This is a genomic window from Mucilaginibacter sp. UR6-11 (genome assembly GCF_020880695.1).
Lineage (GTDB): Bacteria > Bacteroidota > Bacteroidia > Sphingobacteriales > Sphingobacteriaceae > Mucilaginibacter.
Genome location: NZ_JAJIWO010000001.1, coordinates 635,599 through 654,007, shown reverse-complemented (window position 1 = coordinate 654,007; position 18,409 = coordinate 635,599). Strand labels below are relative to the sequence as shown.

The window sequence follows — 18,409 nt, the reverse complement described above, 5'->3', positions numbered from 1 at the left end:
ATAGTATGACAGTTCCATTAACCATCCGGCCTATTCATAATGAATATTGTGAGCAGGTAATTGATCTTATTTTATCCATCCAGCAAAAAGAATTTGGCTTAACGATAACTATTGATCAACAGCCCGATCTGCGGGATATCGATACCAATTATCATGCAGGTGACGGTAATTTCTGGGGCGCTTTTGTGGGCGAAGAGTTAGCAGGCACCATCGCGTTAATAAATACCGGTCACAATGCGGGCTGCATCCGCAAGATGTTTGTTAAACCAGCTTACCGGGGCAGGGAGTGGGGCATGGCCCAAAAACTATTGGATGTATTGCTGCAGTTTTGCCGCGATAATGGTATAACCGATGTGCAGTTAGGCACAGTTGAACCATTAAAAGCCGCGCACCGGTTTTATGAGCGTAATGGTTTTGAAAGGATAGCAAAAGAAGACTTGCCGCCTTATTTTCCGCTGATGTTAACCGACACGATGTTTTACCAGTTACATTTAATTAAATAAAAGTTATGGGAGTAATTGACGAATCGGGCATATTGGCTATTGCCACCCGGATGCAGCGACTTAGCGAACAAATGCGTAAGGATGGCTTATTGATCTACAAAGCGCACGGCATCGACTTTGAACCCAAGTGGTTCCCGGTGATCTACACACTGTATTTCCGGCCGGTGTTAAGCGTGGTCGAATTGGCAAACGAGATCGGTTACAGTCATCCTTCAACCATTACCTTATTAAAAGAATTGGAAAAGCTGAAGCTCATCAAATCGGGCAAAGATAAGGCCGACGAGCGAAAGCGCCTGGTACAACTAACCGAAAAAGGTAAAGCGTTAATAGAACAAATGAAACCCGTCTGGAAAATTATGATAGCCGCCGCGACGCAATTAACCGATACCCAAAATAACCTGATGAAAGCCATTGAAGAGGTAGAAAAGCAAATGGAGATCCAGAGCTTTTACCAGCGCGCCAAAGTTATTATGGCGGCAAACGAAGCAAGAAATTAACTTGAATACTACAATTATGTCAATAACGATAAGAAATATTAAACCCGAAGATAACATCGAACTGGCGCGGATCATCCGTGAATCGCTGGTTGAATTTGATGTACCCAAGGTAGGCACCGTTTATTCCGATCCGGATACTGATCGTCTATATCAGCTATTTGCCGAAGCACCAAACAGCTGCTATTTTGTAACCGAAGAAGACCGCGTTTTAATTGGCGGCTGCGGCGTTTACCCTACGCCCGGCTTACCAACCGGCTACGCCGAACTGGTAAAACTATACCTCACGGCTGCAACCCGCGGCAAAGGCATCGGCAAAATGCTGATGGACAAATGTTACGAAGCTGCTGCCGGGTTGGGTTACACGCATTTATACCTGGAGTCCTTTCCTCAATTAGCTAAAGCTGTAAGCATGTATGAAAAGGCCGGTTTTAAGCCATTAGATGGAGCTTTGGGCAACTCGGGGCATTTTGCCTGTACGATTTGGATGGTGAAGGAGTTATAAGTTGTGTCAGCTGTGTCAGGTGTAACACCTGATCGCTATCGACTATTAGGGATTAGTTGTTTGTAATGTAAGGTTTAAAAACTAATCTCTAACCTCCAATCACTAATCTCTAAATCCCTATCTTTGCGCCATACTATGAGCAAAACCGTAATCCCGTACAGCCAGGAGCAGGGCACCAAAAAAGAGCAGGTGGCCGATATGTTTAATAATATATCAAAAACCTATGATTTCCTGAACCACTTCATGTCGTTGGGTATTGATATTATCTGGCGCAAAAAAGCCATTAACGAGTTAAAGAAAGATCAGCCAAAACTGATCCTGGATGTAGCCACCGGTACTGGTGATTTTGCCTTCGAAGCTTTATCCATCTTAAATCCCGATAAAATTGTCGGGGTTGATATTTCGCAGGGGATGTTGGATATCGCGCAACAAAAAATTACCAAACGCGGCTTAGGCGGTAAATTTGAAATTAAGCTGGGCGACTCGGAAAAACTACCTTTCGAAGCCGGTGAGTTTGACGCAGTAACGGTTGCTTACGGCGTGCGTAATTTCGAGAACCTGGAAATGGGTATGGCCGATATTAACCGGGTATTAAAACCGGGTGGTAAAGCCGTTGTGTTGGAGTTTTCAAAACCAAAGGTATTCCCGGTAAAGCAATTGTATAAATTTTATTTCAACTATATCACGCCGGGTATCGGCAAGCTTTTTTCAAAAGATTCGAGAGCCTATTCCTATCTGCCTGAATCGGTAGCGGCCTTTCCGGATGGTAAAGATTTTATCGCGGTAATGGATAAGGTAGGCTTTAAACATACCAAATGCAGGCCATTAGCGTTTGGTATCTGTTCAATTTATACAGGCGTTAAATGATTAAACTAAGATACCTGCTACTAATTTTATCTTTTTTTTGCGGCGACAGCCTGTTTGCGCAGTCGGTGCCCAAATGGGGCGGCGCCGCTGATCAAAAAGATATAAGCTTTGGTTTTAGCTTTAGTTATGTAGACAGTTATTTTAAGATTGATAAGAATGCCAACTGGCGCGATCCTTTTATAGATAAAGACGGCGTTAAAGTAACCGATCCTTTAAATACGATTTCGTCACCGGGTTCACAGGGTTTCGCTGTTGGTTTCCTGGCCCGGTTCATGCTTACGGAACATTTAGAGGCACGTGTAACCCCGTCATTGGTTTTTGCCGACCGCAGTTTGACCTATACCTATGTCACGCCATCGCTTAATACAACAAAATCTGTTCAGTCCACATCGGTTGATCTGCCCGTGTCCCTCAAAATAAAGTCCGATAGAATAGGCGATTTCAGGGCTTATATCTTAGGCGGTGTAAAATATTCGCAAGGCATTGGCTCGCGCGCCAACGCCGATGCCGCACTGGCGCCAATTGATAAACATGTTAAAAATATCAGTGGTTTTGGCTCATACGAAGCGGGCCTGGGCTGCGATATCTATTTTGAGTTTTTTAAGTTATCGCCCGAGATAAAGCTATCAAACTCATTTGGCAACGTATTGCTTCACGAAGATCATCCTTATGCAGCACCGATAAACAAATTATCATTGCATACGTTAATGTTTAGCCTTTACTTTGAGTAGGCTGCTTGCTTAAATCTGTTTAAAATCATTTAAGTCCCAATGAAAAAGTCTAATTTCGCACCGAATTTTATAGGATAACTATGGCTAAAATTGCATTAATAACCGGGGCTACCGCCGGAATTGGCCAGGCCTGCGCAGAATTGTTTGCGCGCGAAAAGTATAACCTAATACTAACAGGCCGCCGGCTTGACCGGTTAGAAAAGCTAGCCGCACGCCTAAATAAAAAATATGACACCGAAGTTGCCGTTTGCGCTTTTGATGTGCGCGACCGTGAGCAGGTTACTGCTAATTTAGAAAGCCTGCCGGCTAAATGGAAAAAGGTTGACGTGCTGATAAACAATGCCGGTTTAAGCCAGGGGCTTGATCCTATACAAAAGGGCGACCTTGACGACTGGGATACCATGATTGATACCAACATTAAGGGCCTGTTATACGTAAGCAAGGTAATTTCAAACTGGATGATAGCTAACGGTAAAGGACATATTGTAAATATTGGTTCGATAGCAGGCAAAGAGGTTTATCCAAACGGCAATGTGTATTGTGCCACCAAGCATGCGGTAGACGCATTAAATAAAGGCATGCGGATAGACCTGGTGCAGCATGGTATAAAAGTAACTGCCATACATCCGGGCGCGGTTGCAACTGAGTTTTCTGAAGTTCGTTTTCATGGCGATAAGGAAAGGGCCAAAAAAGTGTATGACGGTTTTGAGCCGCTGGCAGCCGAAGATATTGCCGAAACAATATTTTTTGTAGTATCGCGCCCTAAGCATGTTAACATTAATGAGTTGTTAATTATGCCAACTGCGCAGGCTAATGCAACAACAATAGTCAGAAAATAGCTAATGTTTAAATAAAAACATTCATTCAATAATAATTAAGATGTCACTAATAACACAAATAGATCAGGATATTAAATTAGCCATGCTTGCTAAACAGCCGGAACGGTTGCAGGGCCTGCGTGCGATAAAATCAGCTTTATTGCTGGCCAAAACAGAAAAAGGCGCCGCCGAAGAACTAACCCCCGAGGCCGAGATTAAGGTGTTGCAAAAACTGGTAAAGCAGCGTAAAGAGTCGGCTGATATTTACAAAACACAGGGCAGGGACGATCTTTACCAGATTGAGATAGGTGAGATGCAGGTAATTGAGCCATATTTACCGCAACAAATGACGCGTTTTGAAATTGAAGGCTTTGTGCAGGAACTAATAGGGCGCATAGGCGCAACCTCAATACAAGATATGGGCAGGGTAATGGGTATGGCAAATAAAGAACTTGCCGGCCAGGCGGATGGGAAAACCATATCAGAGGTGGTAAAACAATTGTTAGGATAAATTATTGTTTTTATAGTTGCAGGTAAACCGCAATAAGCTATTTTTATGGCGGGTATCAAAATACTGATCGTTATTAAAATTAACATTTACAAAGAATATATATATGGGTTTCGTGCTTAAAGAGGAACGTGGTTTTAGTTACATCGATGAGGGCGAAGGCGAAGTGCTGTTGTTGCTGCACGGCTTAATGGGAGGGCTTAGTAATTGGGAGGAAGTTATTGAAGCGTTTAAAGATAAATACCGGGTAATTTTACCCATGTTGCCTGTATATGATCTGCCGGTAATAACTACCGGGGTAAAAACGTTATCAAAATACGTACATAAGTTTATTAAATATAAAAAACTGGAGAATGTTATCCTGCTTGGAAACTCGTTAGGCGGCCATGTTGGTTTAATATATGCACTGGCCCACCCTGAGAAATTAAGGGCGCTGGTTTTAAGCGGAAGCTCCGGTTTGTATGAGAATGCTTTTGGAGGGTCTTTCCCGCGAAGGGAAAGTATGGAATTTGTAAAAGAAAAGGTTGAATACACTTTTTACGACCCTAAAATTGCTACGCCCGAATTAATTGACGAAGTTTATAAATTAGTTAATGACCGGCATAGCGTTATCAGGTTGTTAGCCATGGCAAAATCGGCCATACGCCATAATATGAAAAAGGATTTGCATAAAATACATATGCCGGTTGCATTAATATGGGGTAAAAATGATAAAATAACACCGCCGGAGGTTGCTGAGGAATTTCATCAGTTGCTGCCCGACTCTGAGTTACACTGGATAGATAAATGCGGCCACGCTGCCATGATGGAGCACCCGCAGGAGTTTAACCGTTTGTTAAAAGGATTTTTACAAAAAATAGGAGCATAAAATATGTTTGCGGGCGAATTAATAGCTGAAGCGATACCACCGGTACACACCTCTGACACGATACAGAAGGTGCTTGACCGTATGGTGGAGTTTAGGGTCCGCCATTTACCCATTGTAAACGAAGAGCAGTTTTTGGGCCTGCTTGCCGAAAGTGATATACAGCCCGAAATGGATCCCCAAACGCCCATAGGTACACTGGCACTTTCACTGGTTAATCCGTACGTGCGTGAAGACCAGCATATTTATGATGTGATCCGCCTTTTTTATGAGCAACAGCTTAGCGTGGTACCGGTGTTGGATATCAAAAAAAATTATTTGGGGCTAATACCCATTAATGCCATGAACCAATATTTTGCTACTATAGCATCGGTTTCGCAGCCGGGTGGCATTATTGTGCTGGATATCAATAACAAAAACAACTCGCTCGCGCATATGGCGCAGATTGTAGAGTCAGACAACGCCCAGATTCTGAGTTCATACGTGCGCACTTTCCCGGATTCAACCCGTATGGAGGTTACCCTAAAAGTAAACAAACAGGATATATCAAATATAATTGCTACATTTTTGCGCTATGAGTATGACGTTAAAGCCACTTTTAATCACAGCGATAATAATGACAACTCAATGGACAGATACGATTCATTAATGAATTATCTAAATTTATAGCTTAGTTCATAGCTGATGGTTCATCGTATATTTCCATCCCGCTAAGGTCCAATGAACTATCAACCATGAACCATTAACTAATGACAATAGCAGTATACGGCAGGCACTTTAATGATCAGGCGGTAATTCCTTACATTCAACAGGTATTTGATAGTCTTTCGCTGCATGCGGTTGATATATATGTTCATCACCAGCTAAACAATTATCTTTCGGGCAAAATAAATACCGGGGCATACAATGTGCTGAATGACGGAGACCGCATAAAAGGCCTTATCGACGTTTTTATCACCCTTGGTGGCGATGGTACACTGTTGGATATGGTCAGCGTAATCCGCGACTCGGGTGTGCCGATAATAGGTATTAATTTTGGCAGGCTGGGTTTTTTAGCCAGTGTAAATAAAAATGATATTGCCTCAGCTATACACGCTGTGGTCAATAATCACTTCACGCTGGATAGCCGGGGGTTGCTTAGTGTTGAGTCTGAGCTGAATATTTTGGGGATAGATAACTTCGCGCTTAATGACATTACCATCCATAAACGTGATGATTCCGCCATGATCACAACCAATATGTTCCTGGATGGCGAGTTTTTAAACTCTTACTGGGGCGATGGCATTATTATAGCAACCGCAACCGGCTCAACCGCTTACTCTTTAAGCTGCGGCGGCCCGATTATCTTCCCCGAGTCAAACAGCATTGTAGTTACACCCGTATCTCCGCATAATTTAAATGTAAGGCCAATTGTGCTGCCTGATAGCTGTGTATTGTCTTTTGAAGTCGAATCGCGCAGTGCAAACTACATCCTGTCCTGCGACTCGAAGACTGAAGTGATAGATAAAACTATGCGGTTTAAGGTTCAGAAAGCAAAATTTGAGTTGAATCTGATCCGTTTAAATAATGAAAGTTATTTATCAACGTTAAGGAACAAACTGTTGTGGGGCCTTGATGCGCGCAACTATTAATTGGGGTGGATGTTTAAAACGTTACTTGTAATTTTATTCCTGGTGGTTTCGCTTAATGTCCGGGCACAGACCTGGGAGATAGGTGGCTTTGGCGGCGGGGCAGGTTATATGGGCGACCTGAACCAGACCAACCCAATTAAAGTATCAGGCCTGGCTGCCGGGTTGTTTGTAAAGCGAAATTTTGATGGCTATCTTTCATTAAAGCTTGGCTATACCCTGGGCCGTATAGCGGGTGCCGACAGTACCTCAAAAAACCAACAGGCGCGTAACCGTAACCTAAGTTTCAGGACGTTGTTAAATGAGGCCAGCCTAACCGGCGAGTTTAACCTGATGAGCTATGTTCCGTCTGTAAGCAAAAATGTATATACGCCTTATATTTTTGCGGGGATTGCTTATATGGCGTACAATCCGCAGGCAACCTACCGGGGGCAAACCTATGATCTGCGGGATTATCAAACTGAAGGTAAAGCTTATGCTAATACTGCTATAGCCGTGCCCTTTGGTGTGGGCATAAAATATAATATAGCCGGCAGGTTTAGTTTAGCTGCAGAACTGGGCTATCGTACAGCCTATACAGATTATCTGGATGACGTAAGCGGTGTATATATTGATAAAAGCAAACTGCAGCCCGGCTCGGTAGCATTGGCACTGTCCGATCGCTCAGCCGGACAAACTGCCGCGACAGGCACGCAACGCGGTGATTTGCAGCCGCATGATACCTATCTTTTTGTAGGTTTTACTTTGTCATATACCTTTATAACACAAAAGTGCTATTATTAACCCGGTACTGTCATTGTGAAGCAACCGCTGACTTTGCCAGAGTGGGGGCACCATGCACCGCGAAAAGCTGAAAAAAGAAAGATAAAGATTTTCTGACCGGTGGTCAGGTCCCCCGCAGAATATCCTGCGGATGGCACATATCAACCCTCACATACTCAAAAGCTAAGCAAAAAACAGGTAAATTTTTGTGCAAACTTTCTTTTCATCTGCATACTAAAAAAGTACAAAGTAAGTTTTACCTTTGTCACCTGAAAAATTGGGCATTATTTAATAAAAGCATAATTATCGGGCGTGTTATTAAGACATCGTTTTTTATTAAAAACACGTATTGCAGGCCTTAATGGGCTTTTATTGATCGGCAAAGGAAATGAGTTATAAGGATCAGATTGATTTGTTAAAGTTACCGCAGCACATCGCTATCATTATGGATGGCAATGGCAGATGGGCGAAGGACAAAGGCAAATTAAGAATATTCGGTCACCACAGTGGTGTGCTTTCTGTCAGGGACGTAGTAGAGGGCGGGGTTAACCTCGGCCTTAAATATCTTACGTTATATACTTTTTCGTCCGAAAACTGGAACCGGCCCAAGTTAGAGGTTATGGCCATTATGGAATTAATGGTTAGTACCATCCACAAAGAGATCAGAAACTTTATGGAAAAAAATGTTCGCCTGAACGCCATAGGCGATTTGACTATGCTGCCCAAAAAATGTTATGACGAGCTAACTAATGCTATTAATACTACGGCGGGCAATACCGGCTTGGTGTTAACGCTGGCGTTAAGCTACAGCTCACGGCGCGAAATTGTACAGGCAGCAAAAAATATAGCTGCTAAAGTGCAGAGTGGCGAAATTAACATCGATGACATAGATGAGAAGCTTTTTGAAAGCAACTTATATACCGGTGATATGCCCGACCCGGAATTGTTGATAAGAACCAGTGGCGAATTTAGAATAAGTAACTATTTGCTTTGGCAAATAGCCTATGCTGAATTGTATTTTACAACAAAATTATGGCCCGATTTCAGGAAAGAAGATCTGTATGAAGCGATATTAGATTATCAAAAACGCGAGCGCCGTTTTGGTATGACAAGCGAGCAAGTCAACTAAATTTTTTCTTTTAACAAATTTTAACAACTGTATAAATTATTTTTAGCCCACTAAAATATCCGAATGAATAAATTTCTGTTTGCTATTCTTTTCTCCGTAATAAGTACTGCTGCCCTGGCCCAGGTTAAAAATAATACTCAAATGTTTAGATCATCATCTGATACATTGAGCTATTTAAATCCTAAAGAGTACATCGTTGGCGGTGTTACTATTACCGGTACCCAGCACCTGGATAAAGAAGTGTTGCTTCAAATAGCCAAAGTGAATAAAGGTGATAAATTGCTTTTACCCGGCGAAGCCAGCGCTACCATTGTTAAAAACCTGTACAAAGAAAATTTATTTGATGATGTACAGTTAAATATCACCAAAATTAGCTTAGACACTGTTTATCTTGAGATAGCTATTAAAGAACTGCCGCGTTTATCAAATTTACGCTTAATAGGTATCCGCAAAAGCGAAATTGACGACCTGAACAAGAAATTAGATGATAAAGGAAAAATTGTTAACGCCAACCTGTTGACGCGTACTACCGCTATCATCAAACGTTTTTTTAACGAAAAAGGATTTTTAAATACCACGGTAACCATCAAACAAAGGCCCGATCCGGGTGATGCCAATAGTTTAATTTTGGATGTGGTTATTGATAAAGGCAAAAAAGTGATGATAAACTCGGTTACTTTTGAAGGTAACAAAGATTTCTCGCAGGGGAAATTAAGAGGTTATTTATCAAAAACACGCAGCCGTAAATTTTATAACATTTTTGGGTCGAAAAAATTTAAGGCTGATAAATATCTGGAAGATAAACAAAACCTGATTGAAAAAATGCAGGCTGCCGGTTACCGCGATGCCGCATTGATAAGCGATACCGTTACCAAACATGATAGTCAAACGGTTGATGTGAAAATTAAAGTTTTTGAAGGCCCTAAATATTATTTCGGTAACATTAAATGGTCTGGTAATGCTAAATATGACAACAAGACTTTAGACTTGATATTACGCATAAAAAAAGGCGATGTTTTTAGCGAAGAGGTTTTAAGCAAAAGATTAAGTGGCGGCGGTCCCGGCGGGGACGATGTTTCATCACTTTATTTAAATGATGGATACCTGACGTATAGCGCCGATCCGGTACAAACCCGTATCCATAATGATACTGTTGATTTGGATATAAGGGTATATGAAGGCCCACAGTATACCATTAACCGCGTAACCGTGAAAGGCAATGATGTAACCAACGATAAAGTGGTTATACGCGAATTGCAAACTTTACCCGGACAAAAATTTAACAAAGCATTATTGGTTGAAAGTACGCGGATAATTGGCCAGTTAGGAAACTTTGACGACCAAAAAACCGAACCAAGACCGGTTAACATTAATCCACAGGATGGCACAGTTGATTTGATCTATAACGTGGTTGAAAAACCATCAGATCAGGTTGAGCTTTCGGGCGGTTTTGGTGGTGGCCAGTTTGTGGGTACATTAGGTTTAACCTTTAACAACTTCGCTATAAGAAACATCTTCCATCTTAAGGACTATAAACCACTGCCAAAAGGTGACGGTGAAAAATTGAGCTTAAGAGGCCAGTCAAGCGGAAGATCATATCAGAATTACTCGTTTACATTTTCTGAGCCATGGTTGGGTGGAAAAAGGCCAATATACTTTGCGGTTTCGGCTTATACCCAGTTAAGCTCATCAGGTCAGTATTATGCCAAAACAGACCCTAACTATAACCACCTGCGTATAAACGGTATTGGTGTTACTTTAGGAAAGCGTTTAAAATGGCCGGATAACCACTTCCAGTTAAATTATTCATTAAATGTTGACCATTACGCTTTAGATAACTATCCGGGTTACCTGTTCTCAAATGGTACTTCGTATAATATTAAACTAACGCAGGAACTTTCGCGTAACTCGTTAGAAGGCTCGCCAATCTTCCCTACAGGTGGCTCAAACATTAAGTTTACTTTACAGGGTACGCCGCCATATTCATTGTTTAACAACATTAACTACAAGCTGCCGCCAACGCAGGAACAATTGTATCATTTTGTAGAATACTACAAGGTTAAGTTTGATGCGCAGTGGTTTGTTCACCTTGCCGGTAAATTTACCCTGATGACGCAAACAAGATTTGGTTTCCTGGGCGAGTATAATTCAGCCGTTCCCGGATCGCCGTTTGAACGCTTTAAACTGGGTGGTGACGGTATGCAGAGCTACCAGTTTTTACAAGGTAGTGATATCATAGGCTTGCGTGGTTATGAAAACTTCTCGATAGTACCGGTAGGCTCACACTTTAATGCTAACAATAACCCGGGCAGCGCTATTTATGATAAATTAACCTTTGAGATCCGTCACCCTGTTATTACCAGTTCATCGGCAACCATATTTTTATTGGTATTTGCTGAAGGTGGTAACGTTTGGGATAAGTTCTCTCAATTTAATCCGTATAATGTTAGAAGATCAACAGGTATTGGCGCACGGATATTTTTACCTATTTTTGGTTTACTTGGTTTGGATTATGGTTATGGCTATGATCCGATACCCGGAATACCGTCTGCCAATAAGGGGCAATTTAGCTTCTCTATTGCGCAAAGCTTAAGCGGCGGATTTAACTAAGAAAAAAAACTAATGAAAAAGGTAATTTTAGTACTGGCTTTTACGTTTTTAGCATTCACCGGCGCATTTGCGCAACGGTTTGCTTATGTTGATTCTGAGTATATCTTAAAACATATGCCAGATTATGTATCTGCCCAAAAACAACTGGGGGCATTATCAGATCAATGGCAAAAAGAAGTGGATAGCCGCTTTCAGGAAATTGACAGGATGTACAAAGCCTACCAGGCTGATCAGGTGTTGATGTCTGCAGATATGAAAAAACGACGTGAAGACGAGGTTATCGTTAAAGAAAAAGCAGCTAAAGACTTTCAGCGCCAAAAATTTGGTCCTAACGGTGAGTTAGAAACCAAAAGCAGCGCGGTAATGAAACCTATACAGGATAGGGTGGCTAAAGCGGTGCAAGCTGTTGCCGAGGCCGAAAACCTGGATATGATATTTGATAAAAACAGTGAAGTTATAATGCTTTACGCTAATCCGCGTTATGATAAGAGCGCTGACGTTATAACACGCCTGGGATTAAAACCGGGAGTATTTGCTAAATAAACTTTTTATATATATAATCGCACATTATTAAAATTAAACACAGACAAAAAAACAATGAAAAAACTATTTAAAGTTGCTTTAGTTGCAGTATGCATGATATCGATGGGCAACTTTGCCAAGGCACAAACAAAAATTGGATATATTAATACAAACGATTTAATTCAAGCTATGCCTGAATTAAAGACGGTTAATACACAAATGGATGCTTTTAAAAAGACATTTATGGATGTACTCCAAAACTTAGGTACTGAGCTACAAACAAAAAGCGCAGATTACCAGTCTAAACAAGCTACCATGACTGACGCTGTAAAAACAGTTAAACAAAGCGAATTAGCTGACCTGCAAAAACGCGCTCAGGATTATCAAACTAACGCGCAACAACAAGTTGAAGCTAAAGGAAATGAGTTGATGAAACCATTACTTGATAAGGTTCATAATGCAATATCAGCAGTAGCTAAAGAAAAAGGCTATAACTATGTGTTGGATTCATCACAAACCGCTTTATTGGTATCGCCACCGGCTGATGATCTGATGGCTGCGGTAAAGCTTAAATTAGGTGTTAAGTAAGATTTAATAAAAACATTTGAAAGCGCCCTCCGATACAGGGCGCTTTTTTTATTTTTGGGTCAAAGATTTTTTGATAACGGTTTCGCTGATCTTTATCGCTAATAATTAATATTTAACTATGCCAAACACGCCAATAGGTATTTTTGATTCGGGGATAGGCGGGCTTACTGTATTCCGGTCTATTGCCGGGCAGTTACCGGGCTATGATTATATTTACCTGGGAGATAACAGCCGTGCGCCTTACGGTAACCGGTCGTTCAATACTATCCACCAATATACCTGGGAATGTGTGCAGTGGTTGTTTAAGCAGGGCTGCCCGCTTATTATACTGGCCTGTAACACCGCATCAGCCAAGGCGTTGCGCACTATTCAACAAAAGGATATGCAGGGCCTTGATCCAACTAAAAGGGTACTGGGCGTGATAAGGCCTACAGCCGAGGTTATTGGTAACTATTCAACCACAAAAGAGATAGGCGTATTGGGCACAACAGGTACCGTACAATCAGAATCATACCTGATTGAGATCCAAAAGTTTTTTCCTGATTTAAAGGTTTACCAGCAGGCGTGCCCGCTATGGGTGCCCCTGGTTGAGAGCGGCGAATACGAAAAACCGGGATCAGATTATTTTATCAAAGAATACCTGGATGAGATCATGTCACAGTCAGCCAATATTGATACGCTGTTACTGGCCTGTACGCATTATCCGTTATTACAGGATAAAATAAAAGCGCATTTGCCGGCCAACGTAAATGTAATAGCGCAGGGCGATATCGTAGCCAAAAGCCTGGCCGATTATTTGCAGCGCCACCCTGAACTGGAACAAAAAATAAGTAAAGAAGGTACACGTAAATTCTATACTACTACAGATGATACCGCCGAATTTGATCATCATGCTTCGCGCTTCTTTTCGGCGCCTGTAACCTCAGAATTTGTATCGGTTACCGAATTTAGTTGCTAGGCCTATGTAGCCTCTCCAAAGGATGGGATAAAATAGCTTGGCAAAATTGTTTTTCTTAGCGCTTTCGTTTGAGGAGGATTTAGCCGGGGCTTTGTAAATTTTAATTAATCCTACCAGTTTAGTCAACTTTATGGCGGTTAGTCAACTCAATCAATTCAAAATTTATTAAGTTTGCAGCTAAAGCAAACCGGTTGAACTTTTATAGTACATATTTCATTATTGCGATAGGCTTATTTGCTTTTGTGGCTGTGTTTACGCTGTTCGGCGTATATGCAGAGCGCAAACTTTCTGCCTTTATACAAGACCGGCTGGGCCCAACCGAGGTGGGTAAGTATGGCATGCTGCAAACGCTTGCCGATATAATGAAGCTTATTCAAAAAGAATTGATTATACCCGCCGCTGCAGATAAAGTGCTGTTTTTAATGGCCCCGGTTATCATATTTGTAGCGGTTTATTTGGGTTTTGCGGCCTTACCCTGGGCGCCGGGTTTAGTGCCGGCTAAGATTAATATCGGGTTGTATTATATCCTCGCAATCATATCGATAGAAACCCTGGGCATATTAATGGCCGGATGGGGATCAAACAACAAATACGCTATACTGGGCGCAATGCGGTCGGCTGCACAAATCATTTCTTATGAGATCCCTGCGGGCTTTGCCCTGATAGCTGTGGTAATGATTGCACAGACACTTGACCTTCAGGAGATAGCTTTACAACAGGGGATATTATCCACAGAAAAAATAAAGTTTTTAGGCTTCTTTGATGTATCTGCCAACGGCGGTATACTGGCGTGGAATATTTTTAGGGCGCCGCACCTGATCATTGCATTTGTAATTTACTTCATAGCCTCACTGGCCGAGAGTAACCGTGCGCCTTTTGATATCCCCGAGGCCGAATCTGAACTGGTGGCCGGTTTCCATACCGAATTTACCGGTTTGCAGTTTGCGCTGGTATTTTTGGCCGAATATGCCATGATGTTTTTGGTGTCAATGATAGGCGTTATTTTATTTTTAGGCGCCTGGAACACTCCGTTGCCAAATATAGGCGCAATACATCTGGCAGATTGGACTACCAATACAGCTTGGGGCATATTCTGGATAGCTGCAAAAACATTGGCCTTAATTGCTGTACAAATGTGGATACGATGGACATTACCCCGTTTACGCGTGGATCAGTTAATGAATCTATGCTGGAAAGTATTAACACCGCTGGCATTTTTATGTATGCTGATATCAGGCGTGTGGCGGTTGTGGTTGATGTAGGTATTAGAGATTAGTTAATTAGAGATTAGGAATGTAATCGGTGAAATCAAAATAATAAAGTGTTAAAAAGAGCAATAAACGGATTTACTACTGCCATGAAGGGACTATCCCTTACCTGGAGGCACCTCTTTGCATCAAACGCGAAGCGCCGGGTAATTTCTGTTAGCGACGATAATTACTTTAAACAATTAGACAGCAGTACCAATACCATTCAATATCCGCATCAAAAACTGCCCGTGCCCGAAGTGGGCCGATACCAGTTGGATGTAGAGATAGACGATTGTATAGTATGCGATCTTTGCGCCAAAATTTGCCCGGTTGATTGCATCACTATCGAATCGATAAAATCAACAACAGGCCCCATCGGTGAAACTTCGGACGGTTCAAAGAAATTATTATATGCACCGAAGTTTGATATAGACATGGCCAAGTGCATGTATTGCGGCCTATGTACCATAGTTTGTCCAACCGAGTGTATCATCATGACGAACCAATATGACAGGAGCGTCTTTGAGTTGAAGAATTTAAACTATGAATTTGCCGACATGGCGCCGGAAGTCGCGGCCGAGAAAAGGCAGTTATTAGAAAACCAGATAGCTGAAAGGCAGGCCGCCAAATTAGCCGCCCTAAATAAAAAGGAGGGCGACGCGTGAATATAGGCCAGGTGCTTTTTTATGTAATGGCATTTGTGGTGCTGGCATCGGCGTTGTTTGTGGCAGGCAGCAAAAACCTGGTACGTTCAATCTTTATGTTTTTTATAACGCTGTTTGGCCTGGCTGGCCTTTACGTTTTGGCTTTAGCCGATTTTGTGGCAGTAACCCAGATTGTAATTTATGTAGGGGGGGTGCTGGTGTTGATATTGTTTGCCTTCATGCTATCAGGCAGGGAGACTTTGAACATATTACAACAGCAAAAAAGTAAATTCATCAGCCTGAATAAATTGCCGGCCATATTATTTGCAGCCTTATTTTTTGTAGTGATGGTAAATGTGCTGATTAAAACCGGAGCCGGTAACTTGCCCTGGATAAAACAAGCTGTCGCAACTAACGCTGCTATTGGGCCTAATGATATAACCGTAAATAACATCGGCATAAATTTAATGACCCGCTATTTGCTGCCGTTTGAGGCTATTTCTATCTTGCTGATGATGGCGTTGGTTGGAGCGGCACATTTAGCCAGAAAGGAGCGGGGAGCCGTATGATTACGCTAACGGATTTTTTAATAGTAAGCGCAGCGCTGTTTTGTATCGGTTTGTACATGATCATTACCAAACATAACGCCATACAGATTTTAATTGGTATTGAGCTGATGCTTAACGCGGCTATATTAAATATGGTAGCTTTTGGCAAGTTTGACAGGATCACTAACGGCGGGCAGATATTTGCCTTGTTTGCCATTGTACTGGCTGCGGCCACAACTGCGGTGGCGCTGGCTATAATATTAAACGTTTATAAAAAATACAGAACCATTGATCCGGGTAAGATCAATAATTTGAAAGATAAATAATATTTGAAAACACTTATACCATACCAGGATCTGTCTGCCATTTACTTTGCCATAGCAACGGTATTGCTGCCACTTTTTGCCTGTATGGTAATTTGTTGTTTGCCGGGTAAGCGCAATCAGGTATCAGGCTGGATAGCTACAGCAGCTATTTTAATCAGCTGTATATTGTCTGTCGCTATATTTGCCAAAACGTGGAATGGACAGCAGATACATGTGCAACAGCTTTGGTTCACTATTGGCGCAACGCAATTGTATGCGGGTATCTTGCTAAATAACCTTTCGGCTATATTGCTGATGCTGGTATCGGTGATAGCTTTACCGGTACATATTTACTCTACGGCCTACATGAAGCACGATGAGAATTACGATCGTTACTTCATATACCTCAGCCTGTTTTGCTTCAGCATGCTGGCACTGGTAGTAGTTGATAATATGGTGCTGCTTTACGCTTTCTGGGAGTTGGTTGGCTTTTCATCCTACCTGCTGATAGGCTTTTGGTTCACGCGGGAAAAAGCGGTGCAGGCCAACAAAAAAGCTTTCCTGATGAACAGAATAGGGGATATAGGCTTGTTAACAGCCATCATTATCCTGTTTGCACAATACCGCACTTTTGATATTGTACAGTTATTTGGCGCCAACGGTTTAATCAGCCAGTCGACCACTGAAAACGGATTGTGGGTAACCCCGGCTGGTAGCCTACCGGTTATCTGGCAATATATCGCCTGCGGGGGCATTATGTTGGGCGTTGCTGCAAAATCTGCACAGTTCCCGTTGCATACCTGGCTGCCTGATGCAATGGAAGGCCCTACATCGGTATCCGCATTAATCCACGCGGCAACGATGGTGGCTGCGGGTGTATTCCTGCTGGGCCGGGTTTATCCGCTATTCAATACCCATGAACTGGATATATTGGCTATCGCAGGTTGCCTCACCGCTTTTATGGCAGCAACCATTGCCCTCACACAAAACGATCTGAAACGGATCCTGGCTTATTCAACCATATCGCAACTAGGCTTTATGGTAATGGCTATGGGGATAGGTGCTTACGCTTCATCGCTGTTCCACCTGGTAACACATGCGTTTTTTAAATGTGCTTTGTTTTTGGTAGCGGGTATTGTTATCCACCAGATGCAGCATATTAAAGATGATAATGAGCTGGATATTGATCCGCAGAACATATTGTACATGGGGGGGCTGCGCAAAAAGCTGCCGCTAACCTTTTGGGTTGCGGTTGTAGCGGGCCTGGCGTTGATAGGCCTGCCGTTTACATCCGGCTATTTATCAAAAGATGGTATTTTGGTGCAGGCAGTTGATTGGTCTGATAATAAAGGTACTTTATTCAGGTTGATCCCAATTGGTGCAATCGTCACTACCTGGCTTACCGGTTTTTATGTGGCGCGGCTAATAGCAAAAGTGTTCTTTGGCGATTTCAGGCTCGAGCAATTTCATCCTCATATCAAGTACCATATCAGTGACGGCAGCTGGCAGTACCGCGCACCGCTTATCCTGTTGGCATTGGCCAGCTTATTTCCGTTATTTTCATGGAACCCGTTTTTGTATGAACGTGCCTGGGTTTTTACCGGGTTCAGCTCGATCCACCTGGAACGGGTAAATATCTATCATACCATTGTACCGGTTGGGGTAAACATATTAAGCTTATTCGTGATCTACTGGGCATGGGCCGTTTATACCGGTCGCAAGATATTGGTGTTCCCGCAAACCGGTTTTTTGTTCCGTTTATCTTATCACGAGTGGTATATCGATAACTTTTATAACAAAGTCATCGTCCGTACAGTGATGGCGCTTAGCCACGCGCTGTCCTGGTTTGACAGCAAGGTTATAGATGGCTTTGTTAACGGATTATCAACCATAACCATAACTCTGTCAAAATTAGCGGTTTGGTTTGACTATCATGTTATCGACGGAATATCGCGCGTGCTTGCCTTTACCGTGCAAATTACCGGTAATTTTGTGCGCAGGTTTCAGAGCGGTAAGGTTCAGTATTATTTATTTAGCATGCTGGCCGTTGTGCTGGCCCTTATTATTTATTTAGAAGTGAAATTTTAGCTATGGGATATGAAACAATGTGCCAGCGTCACCATACGGTTTTTAATAACCGAATATTTCCTGTTGTCCCGTTTTTAATCAAAATA

The 18,409-nt window shown here is 42.3% G+C and carries 21 protein-coding genes; all 21 read left to right on the top strand.

The features are described from left to right. The first annotated feature begins 5 nt into the window (after positions 1–5). The 21 genes from LJ658_RS03040 (at position 6) to LJ658_RS02940 (ending at position 18,323) form a co-directional block, all read left to right on the top strand. Positions 6–503, top strand: coding sequence for a GNAT family N-acetyltransferase (locus LJ658_RS03040; RefSeq protein ID WP_230544981.1), 498 nt, complete (start codon positions 6–8; stop codon positions 501–503). Positions 504–508: 5 nt separating this feature from the next. Then, complete coding sequence (locus LJ658_RS03035) at positions 509–1,000, top strand: MarR family winged helix-turn-helix transcriptional regulator (protein ID WP_230544980.1); 492 nt, start codon at positions 509–511, stop codon at positions 998–1,000. Positions 1,001–1,016: 16 nt separating this feature from the next. Next, positions 1,017–1,502, top strand: coding sequence for a GNAT family N-acetyltransferase (locus tag LJ658_RS03030; RefSeq protein ID WP_230544979.1), 486 nt, complete (start codon positions 1,017–1,019; stop codon positions 1,500–1,502). A gap of 135 nt (positions 1,503–1,637) precedes the next feature. Continuing rightward, a complete protein-coding gene (gene ubiE / locus LJ658_RS03025; RefSeq protein ID WP_230544978.1) occupies positions 1,638–2,369 on the top strand; it encodes a bifunctional demethylmenaquinone methyltransferase/2-methoxy-6-polyprenyl-1,4-benzoquinol methylase UbiE in 732 nt (243 codons plus the stop codon). Continuing rightward, on the top strand, positions 2,366–3,100 hold the full coding sequence (locus LJ658_RS03020) for an outer membrane beta-barrel protein (protein WP_230544977.1): 735 nt from the start codon (positions 2,366–2,368) through the stop codon (positions 3,098–3,100). The genes ubiE and LJ658_RS03020 overlap by 4 nt, the downstream gene beginning before the upstream one ends. Positions 3,101–3,180: 80 nt before the next feature. Then, positions 3,181–3,939, top strand: coding sequence for an SDR family oxidoreductase (locus LJ658_RS03015; RefSeq protein ID WP_230544976.1), 759 nt, complete (start codon positions 3,181–3,183; stop codon positions 3,937–3,939). Positions 3,940–3,979: 40 nt separating this feature from the next. Continuing rightward, the gene (locus tag LJ658_RS03010) at positions 3,980–4,429 is read left to right on the top strand and encodes a GatB/YqeY domain-containing protein (protein WP_230544975.1); all 450 of its coding nucleotides are present in this window, start codon (positions 3,980–3,982) and stop codon (positions 4,427–4,429) included. A 103-nt stretch (positions 4,430–4,532) separates the two neighbouring features. Further along, the gene (locus LJ658_RS03005) at positions 4,533–5,294 is read left to right on the top strand and encodes an alpha/beta fold hydrolase (protein WP_230544974.1); all 762 of its coding nucleotides are present in this window, start codon (positions 4,533–4,535) and stop codon (positions 5,292–5,294) included. Positions 5,295–5,297: 3 nt separating this feature from the next. Continuing rightward, the gene (locus LJ658_RS03000) at positions 5,298–5,960 is read left to right on the top strand and encodes a CBS domain-containing protein (RefSeq protein WP_230544973.1); all 663 of its coding nucleotides are present in this window, start codon (positions 5,298–5,300) and stop codon (positions 5,958–5,960) included. Positions 5,961–6,040: 80 nt separating this feature from the next. Then, positions 6,041–6,922 carry an NAD kinase gene (locus LJ658_RS02995; RefSeq protein WP_230544972.1) on the top strand — a complete coding sequence of 294 codons (882 nt, stop codon included), beginning with the start codon at positions 6,041–6,043 and terminating at the stop codon, positions 6,920–6,922. A gap of 9 nt (positions 6,923–6,931) precedes the next feature. Beyond that, a complete protein-coding gene (locus tag LJ658_RS02990; RefSeq protein WP_230544971.1) occupies positions 6,932–7,702 on the top strand; it encodes a DUF6089 family protein in 771 nt (256 codons plus the stop codon). Positions 7,703–8,069: 367 nt separating this feature from the next. After that, positions 8,070–8,810 (top strand): isoprenyl transferase, encoded by a 741-nt coding sequence (locus LJ658_RS02985; protein WP_230544970.1) that lies wholly within the window; start codon positions 8,070–8,072, stop codon positions 8,808–8,810. A 63-nt stretch (positions 8,811–8,873) separates the two neighbouring features. Further along, a complete protein-coding gene (gene bamA, locus LJ658_RS02980; RefSeq protein WP_230544969.1) occupies positions 8,874–11,420 on the top strand; it encodes an outer membrane protein assembly factor BamA in 2,547 nt (848 codons plus the stop codon). A 12-nt stretch (positions 11,421–11,432) separates the two neighbouring features. After that, complete coding sequence (locus tag LJ658_RS02975; protein ID WP_230544968.1) at positions 11,433–11,963, top strand: OmpH family outer membrane protein; 531 nt, start codon at positions 11,433–11,435, stop codon at positions 11,961–11,963. Positions 11,964–12,017: 54 nt separating this feature from the next. Next, positions 12,018–12,530 (top strand): OmpH family outer membrane protein, encoded by a 513-nt coding sequence (locus tag LJ658_RS02970; RefSeq protein WP_230544967.1) that lies wholly within the window; start codon positions 12,018–12,020, stop codon positions 12,528–12,530. A gap of 118 nt (positions 12,531–12,648) precedes the next feature. Next, positions 12,649–13,488, top strand: a complete 840-nt coding sequence (murI, locus tag LJ658_RS02965; RefSeq protein ID WP_230544966.1) for a glutamate racemase — start codon at positions 12,649–12,651, stop codon at positions 13,486–13,488. 191 nt (positions 13,489–13,679) lie between these two features. Next, positions 13,680–14,750, top strand: coding sequence for an NADH-quinone oxidoreductase subunit NuoH (nuoH, locus tag LJ658_RS02960; RefSeq protein WP_230544965.1), 1,071 nt, complete (start codon positions 13,680–13,682; stop codon positions 14,748–14,750). A gap of 59 nt (positions 14,751–14,809) precedes the next feature. Next, complete coding sequence (locus tag LJ658_RS02955; protein ID WP_230544964.1) at positions 14,810–15,403, top strand: NADH-quinone oxidoreductase subunit I; 594 nt, start codon at positions 14,810–14,812, stop codon at positions 15,401–15,403. After that, entirely contained in the window at positions 15,400–15,951 is a 552-nt protein-coding gene (locus LJ658_RS02950; RefSeq protein WP_230544963.1) for an NADH-quinone oxidoreductase subunit J, read from the top strand. Before LJ658_RS02955 ends, LJ658_RS02950 begins: the two co-directional genes overlap by 4 nt. Continuing rightward, the gene (gene nuoK / locus LJ658_RS02945) at positions 15,948–16,256 is read left to right on the top strand and encodes an NADH-quinone oxidoreductase subunit NuoK (RefSeq protein WP_230544962.1); all 309 of its coding nucleotides are present in this window, start codon (positions 15,948–15,950) and stop codon (positions 16,254–16,256) included. Before LJ658_RS02950 ends, nuoK begins: the two co-directional genes overlap by 4 nt. A 3-nt stretch (positions 16,257–16,259) precedes the next feature. Continuing rightward, on the top strand, positions 16,260–18,323 hold the full coding sequence (locus tag LJ658_RS02940; RefSeq protein WP_230544961.1) for an NADH-quinone oxidoreductase subunit L: 2,064 nt from the start codon (positions 16,260–16,262) through the stop codon (positions 18,321–18,323). Positions 18,324–18,409: the final 86 nt, after the last annotated feature.

Coding starts and splice junctions, on each gene's coding strand:
- LJ658_RS03040 (WP_230544981.1), top strand. CDS start 6: ATGACAGTTCCATTAACCATCCGGCCTATTCATAATGAATATTGTGAG.
- LJ658_RS03035 (WP_230544980.1), top strand. CDS start 509: ATGGGAGTAATTGACGAATCGGGCATATTGGCTATTGCCACCCGGATG.
- LJ658_RS03030 (WP_230544979.1), top strand. CDS start 1,017: ATGTCAATAACGATAAGAAATATTAAACCCGAAGATAACATCGAACTG.
- ubiE (WP_230544978.1), top strand. CDS start 1,638: ATGAGCAAAACCGTAATCCCGTACAGCCAGGAGCAGGGCACCAAAAAA.
- LJ658_RS03020 (WP_230544977.1), top strand. CDS start 2,366: ATGATTAAACTAAGATACCTGCTACTAATTTTATCTTTTTTTTGCGGC.
- LJ658_RS03015 (WP_230544976.1), top strand. CDS start 3,181: ATGGCTAAAATTGCATTAATAACCGGGGCTACCGCCGGAATTGGCCAG.
- LJ658_RS03010 (WP_230544975.1), top strand. CDS start 3,980: ATGTCACTAATAACACAAATAGATCAGGATATTAAATTAGCCATGCTT.
- LJ658_RS03005 (WP_230544974.1), top strand. CDS start 4,533: ATGGGTTTCGTGCTTAAAGAGGAACGTGGTTTTAGTTACATCGATGAG.
- LJ658_RS03000 (WP_230544973.1), top strand. CDS start 5,298: ATGTTTGCGGGCGAATTAATAGCTGAAGCGATACCACCGGTACACACC.
- LJ658_RS02995 (WP_230544972.1), top strand. CDS start 6,041: ATGACAATAGCAGTATACGGCAGGCACTTTAATGATCAGGCGGTAATT.
- LJ658_RS02990 (WP_230544971.1), top strand. CDS start 6,932: ATGTTTAAAACGTTACTTGTAATTTTATTCCTGGTGGTTTCGCTTAAT.
- LJ658_RS02985 (WP_230544970.1), top strand. CDS start 8,070: ATGAGTTATAAGGATCAGATTGATTTGTTAAAGTTACCGCAGCACATC.
- bamA (WP_230544969.1), top strand. CDS start 8,874: ATGAATAAATTTCTGTTTGCTATTCTTTTCTCCGTAATAAGTACTGCT.
- LJ658_RS02975 (WP_230544968.1), top strand. CDS start 11,433: ATGAAAAAGGTAATTTTAGTACTGGCTTTTACGTTTTTAGCATTCACC.
- LJ658_RS02970 (WP_230544967.1), top strand. CDS start 12,018: ATGAAAAAACTATTTAAAGTTGCTTTAGTTGCAGTATGCATGATATCG.
- murI (WP_230544966.1), top strand. CDS start 12,649: ATGCCAAACACGCCAATAGGTATTTTTGATTCGGGGATAGGCGGGCTT.
- nuoK (WP_230544962.1), top strand. CDS start 15,948: ATGATTACGCTAACGGATTTTTTAATAGTAAGCGCAGCGCTGTTTTGT.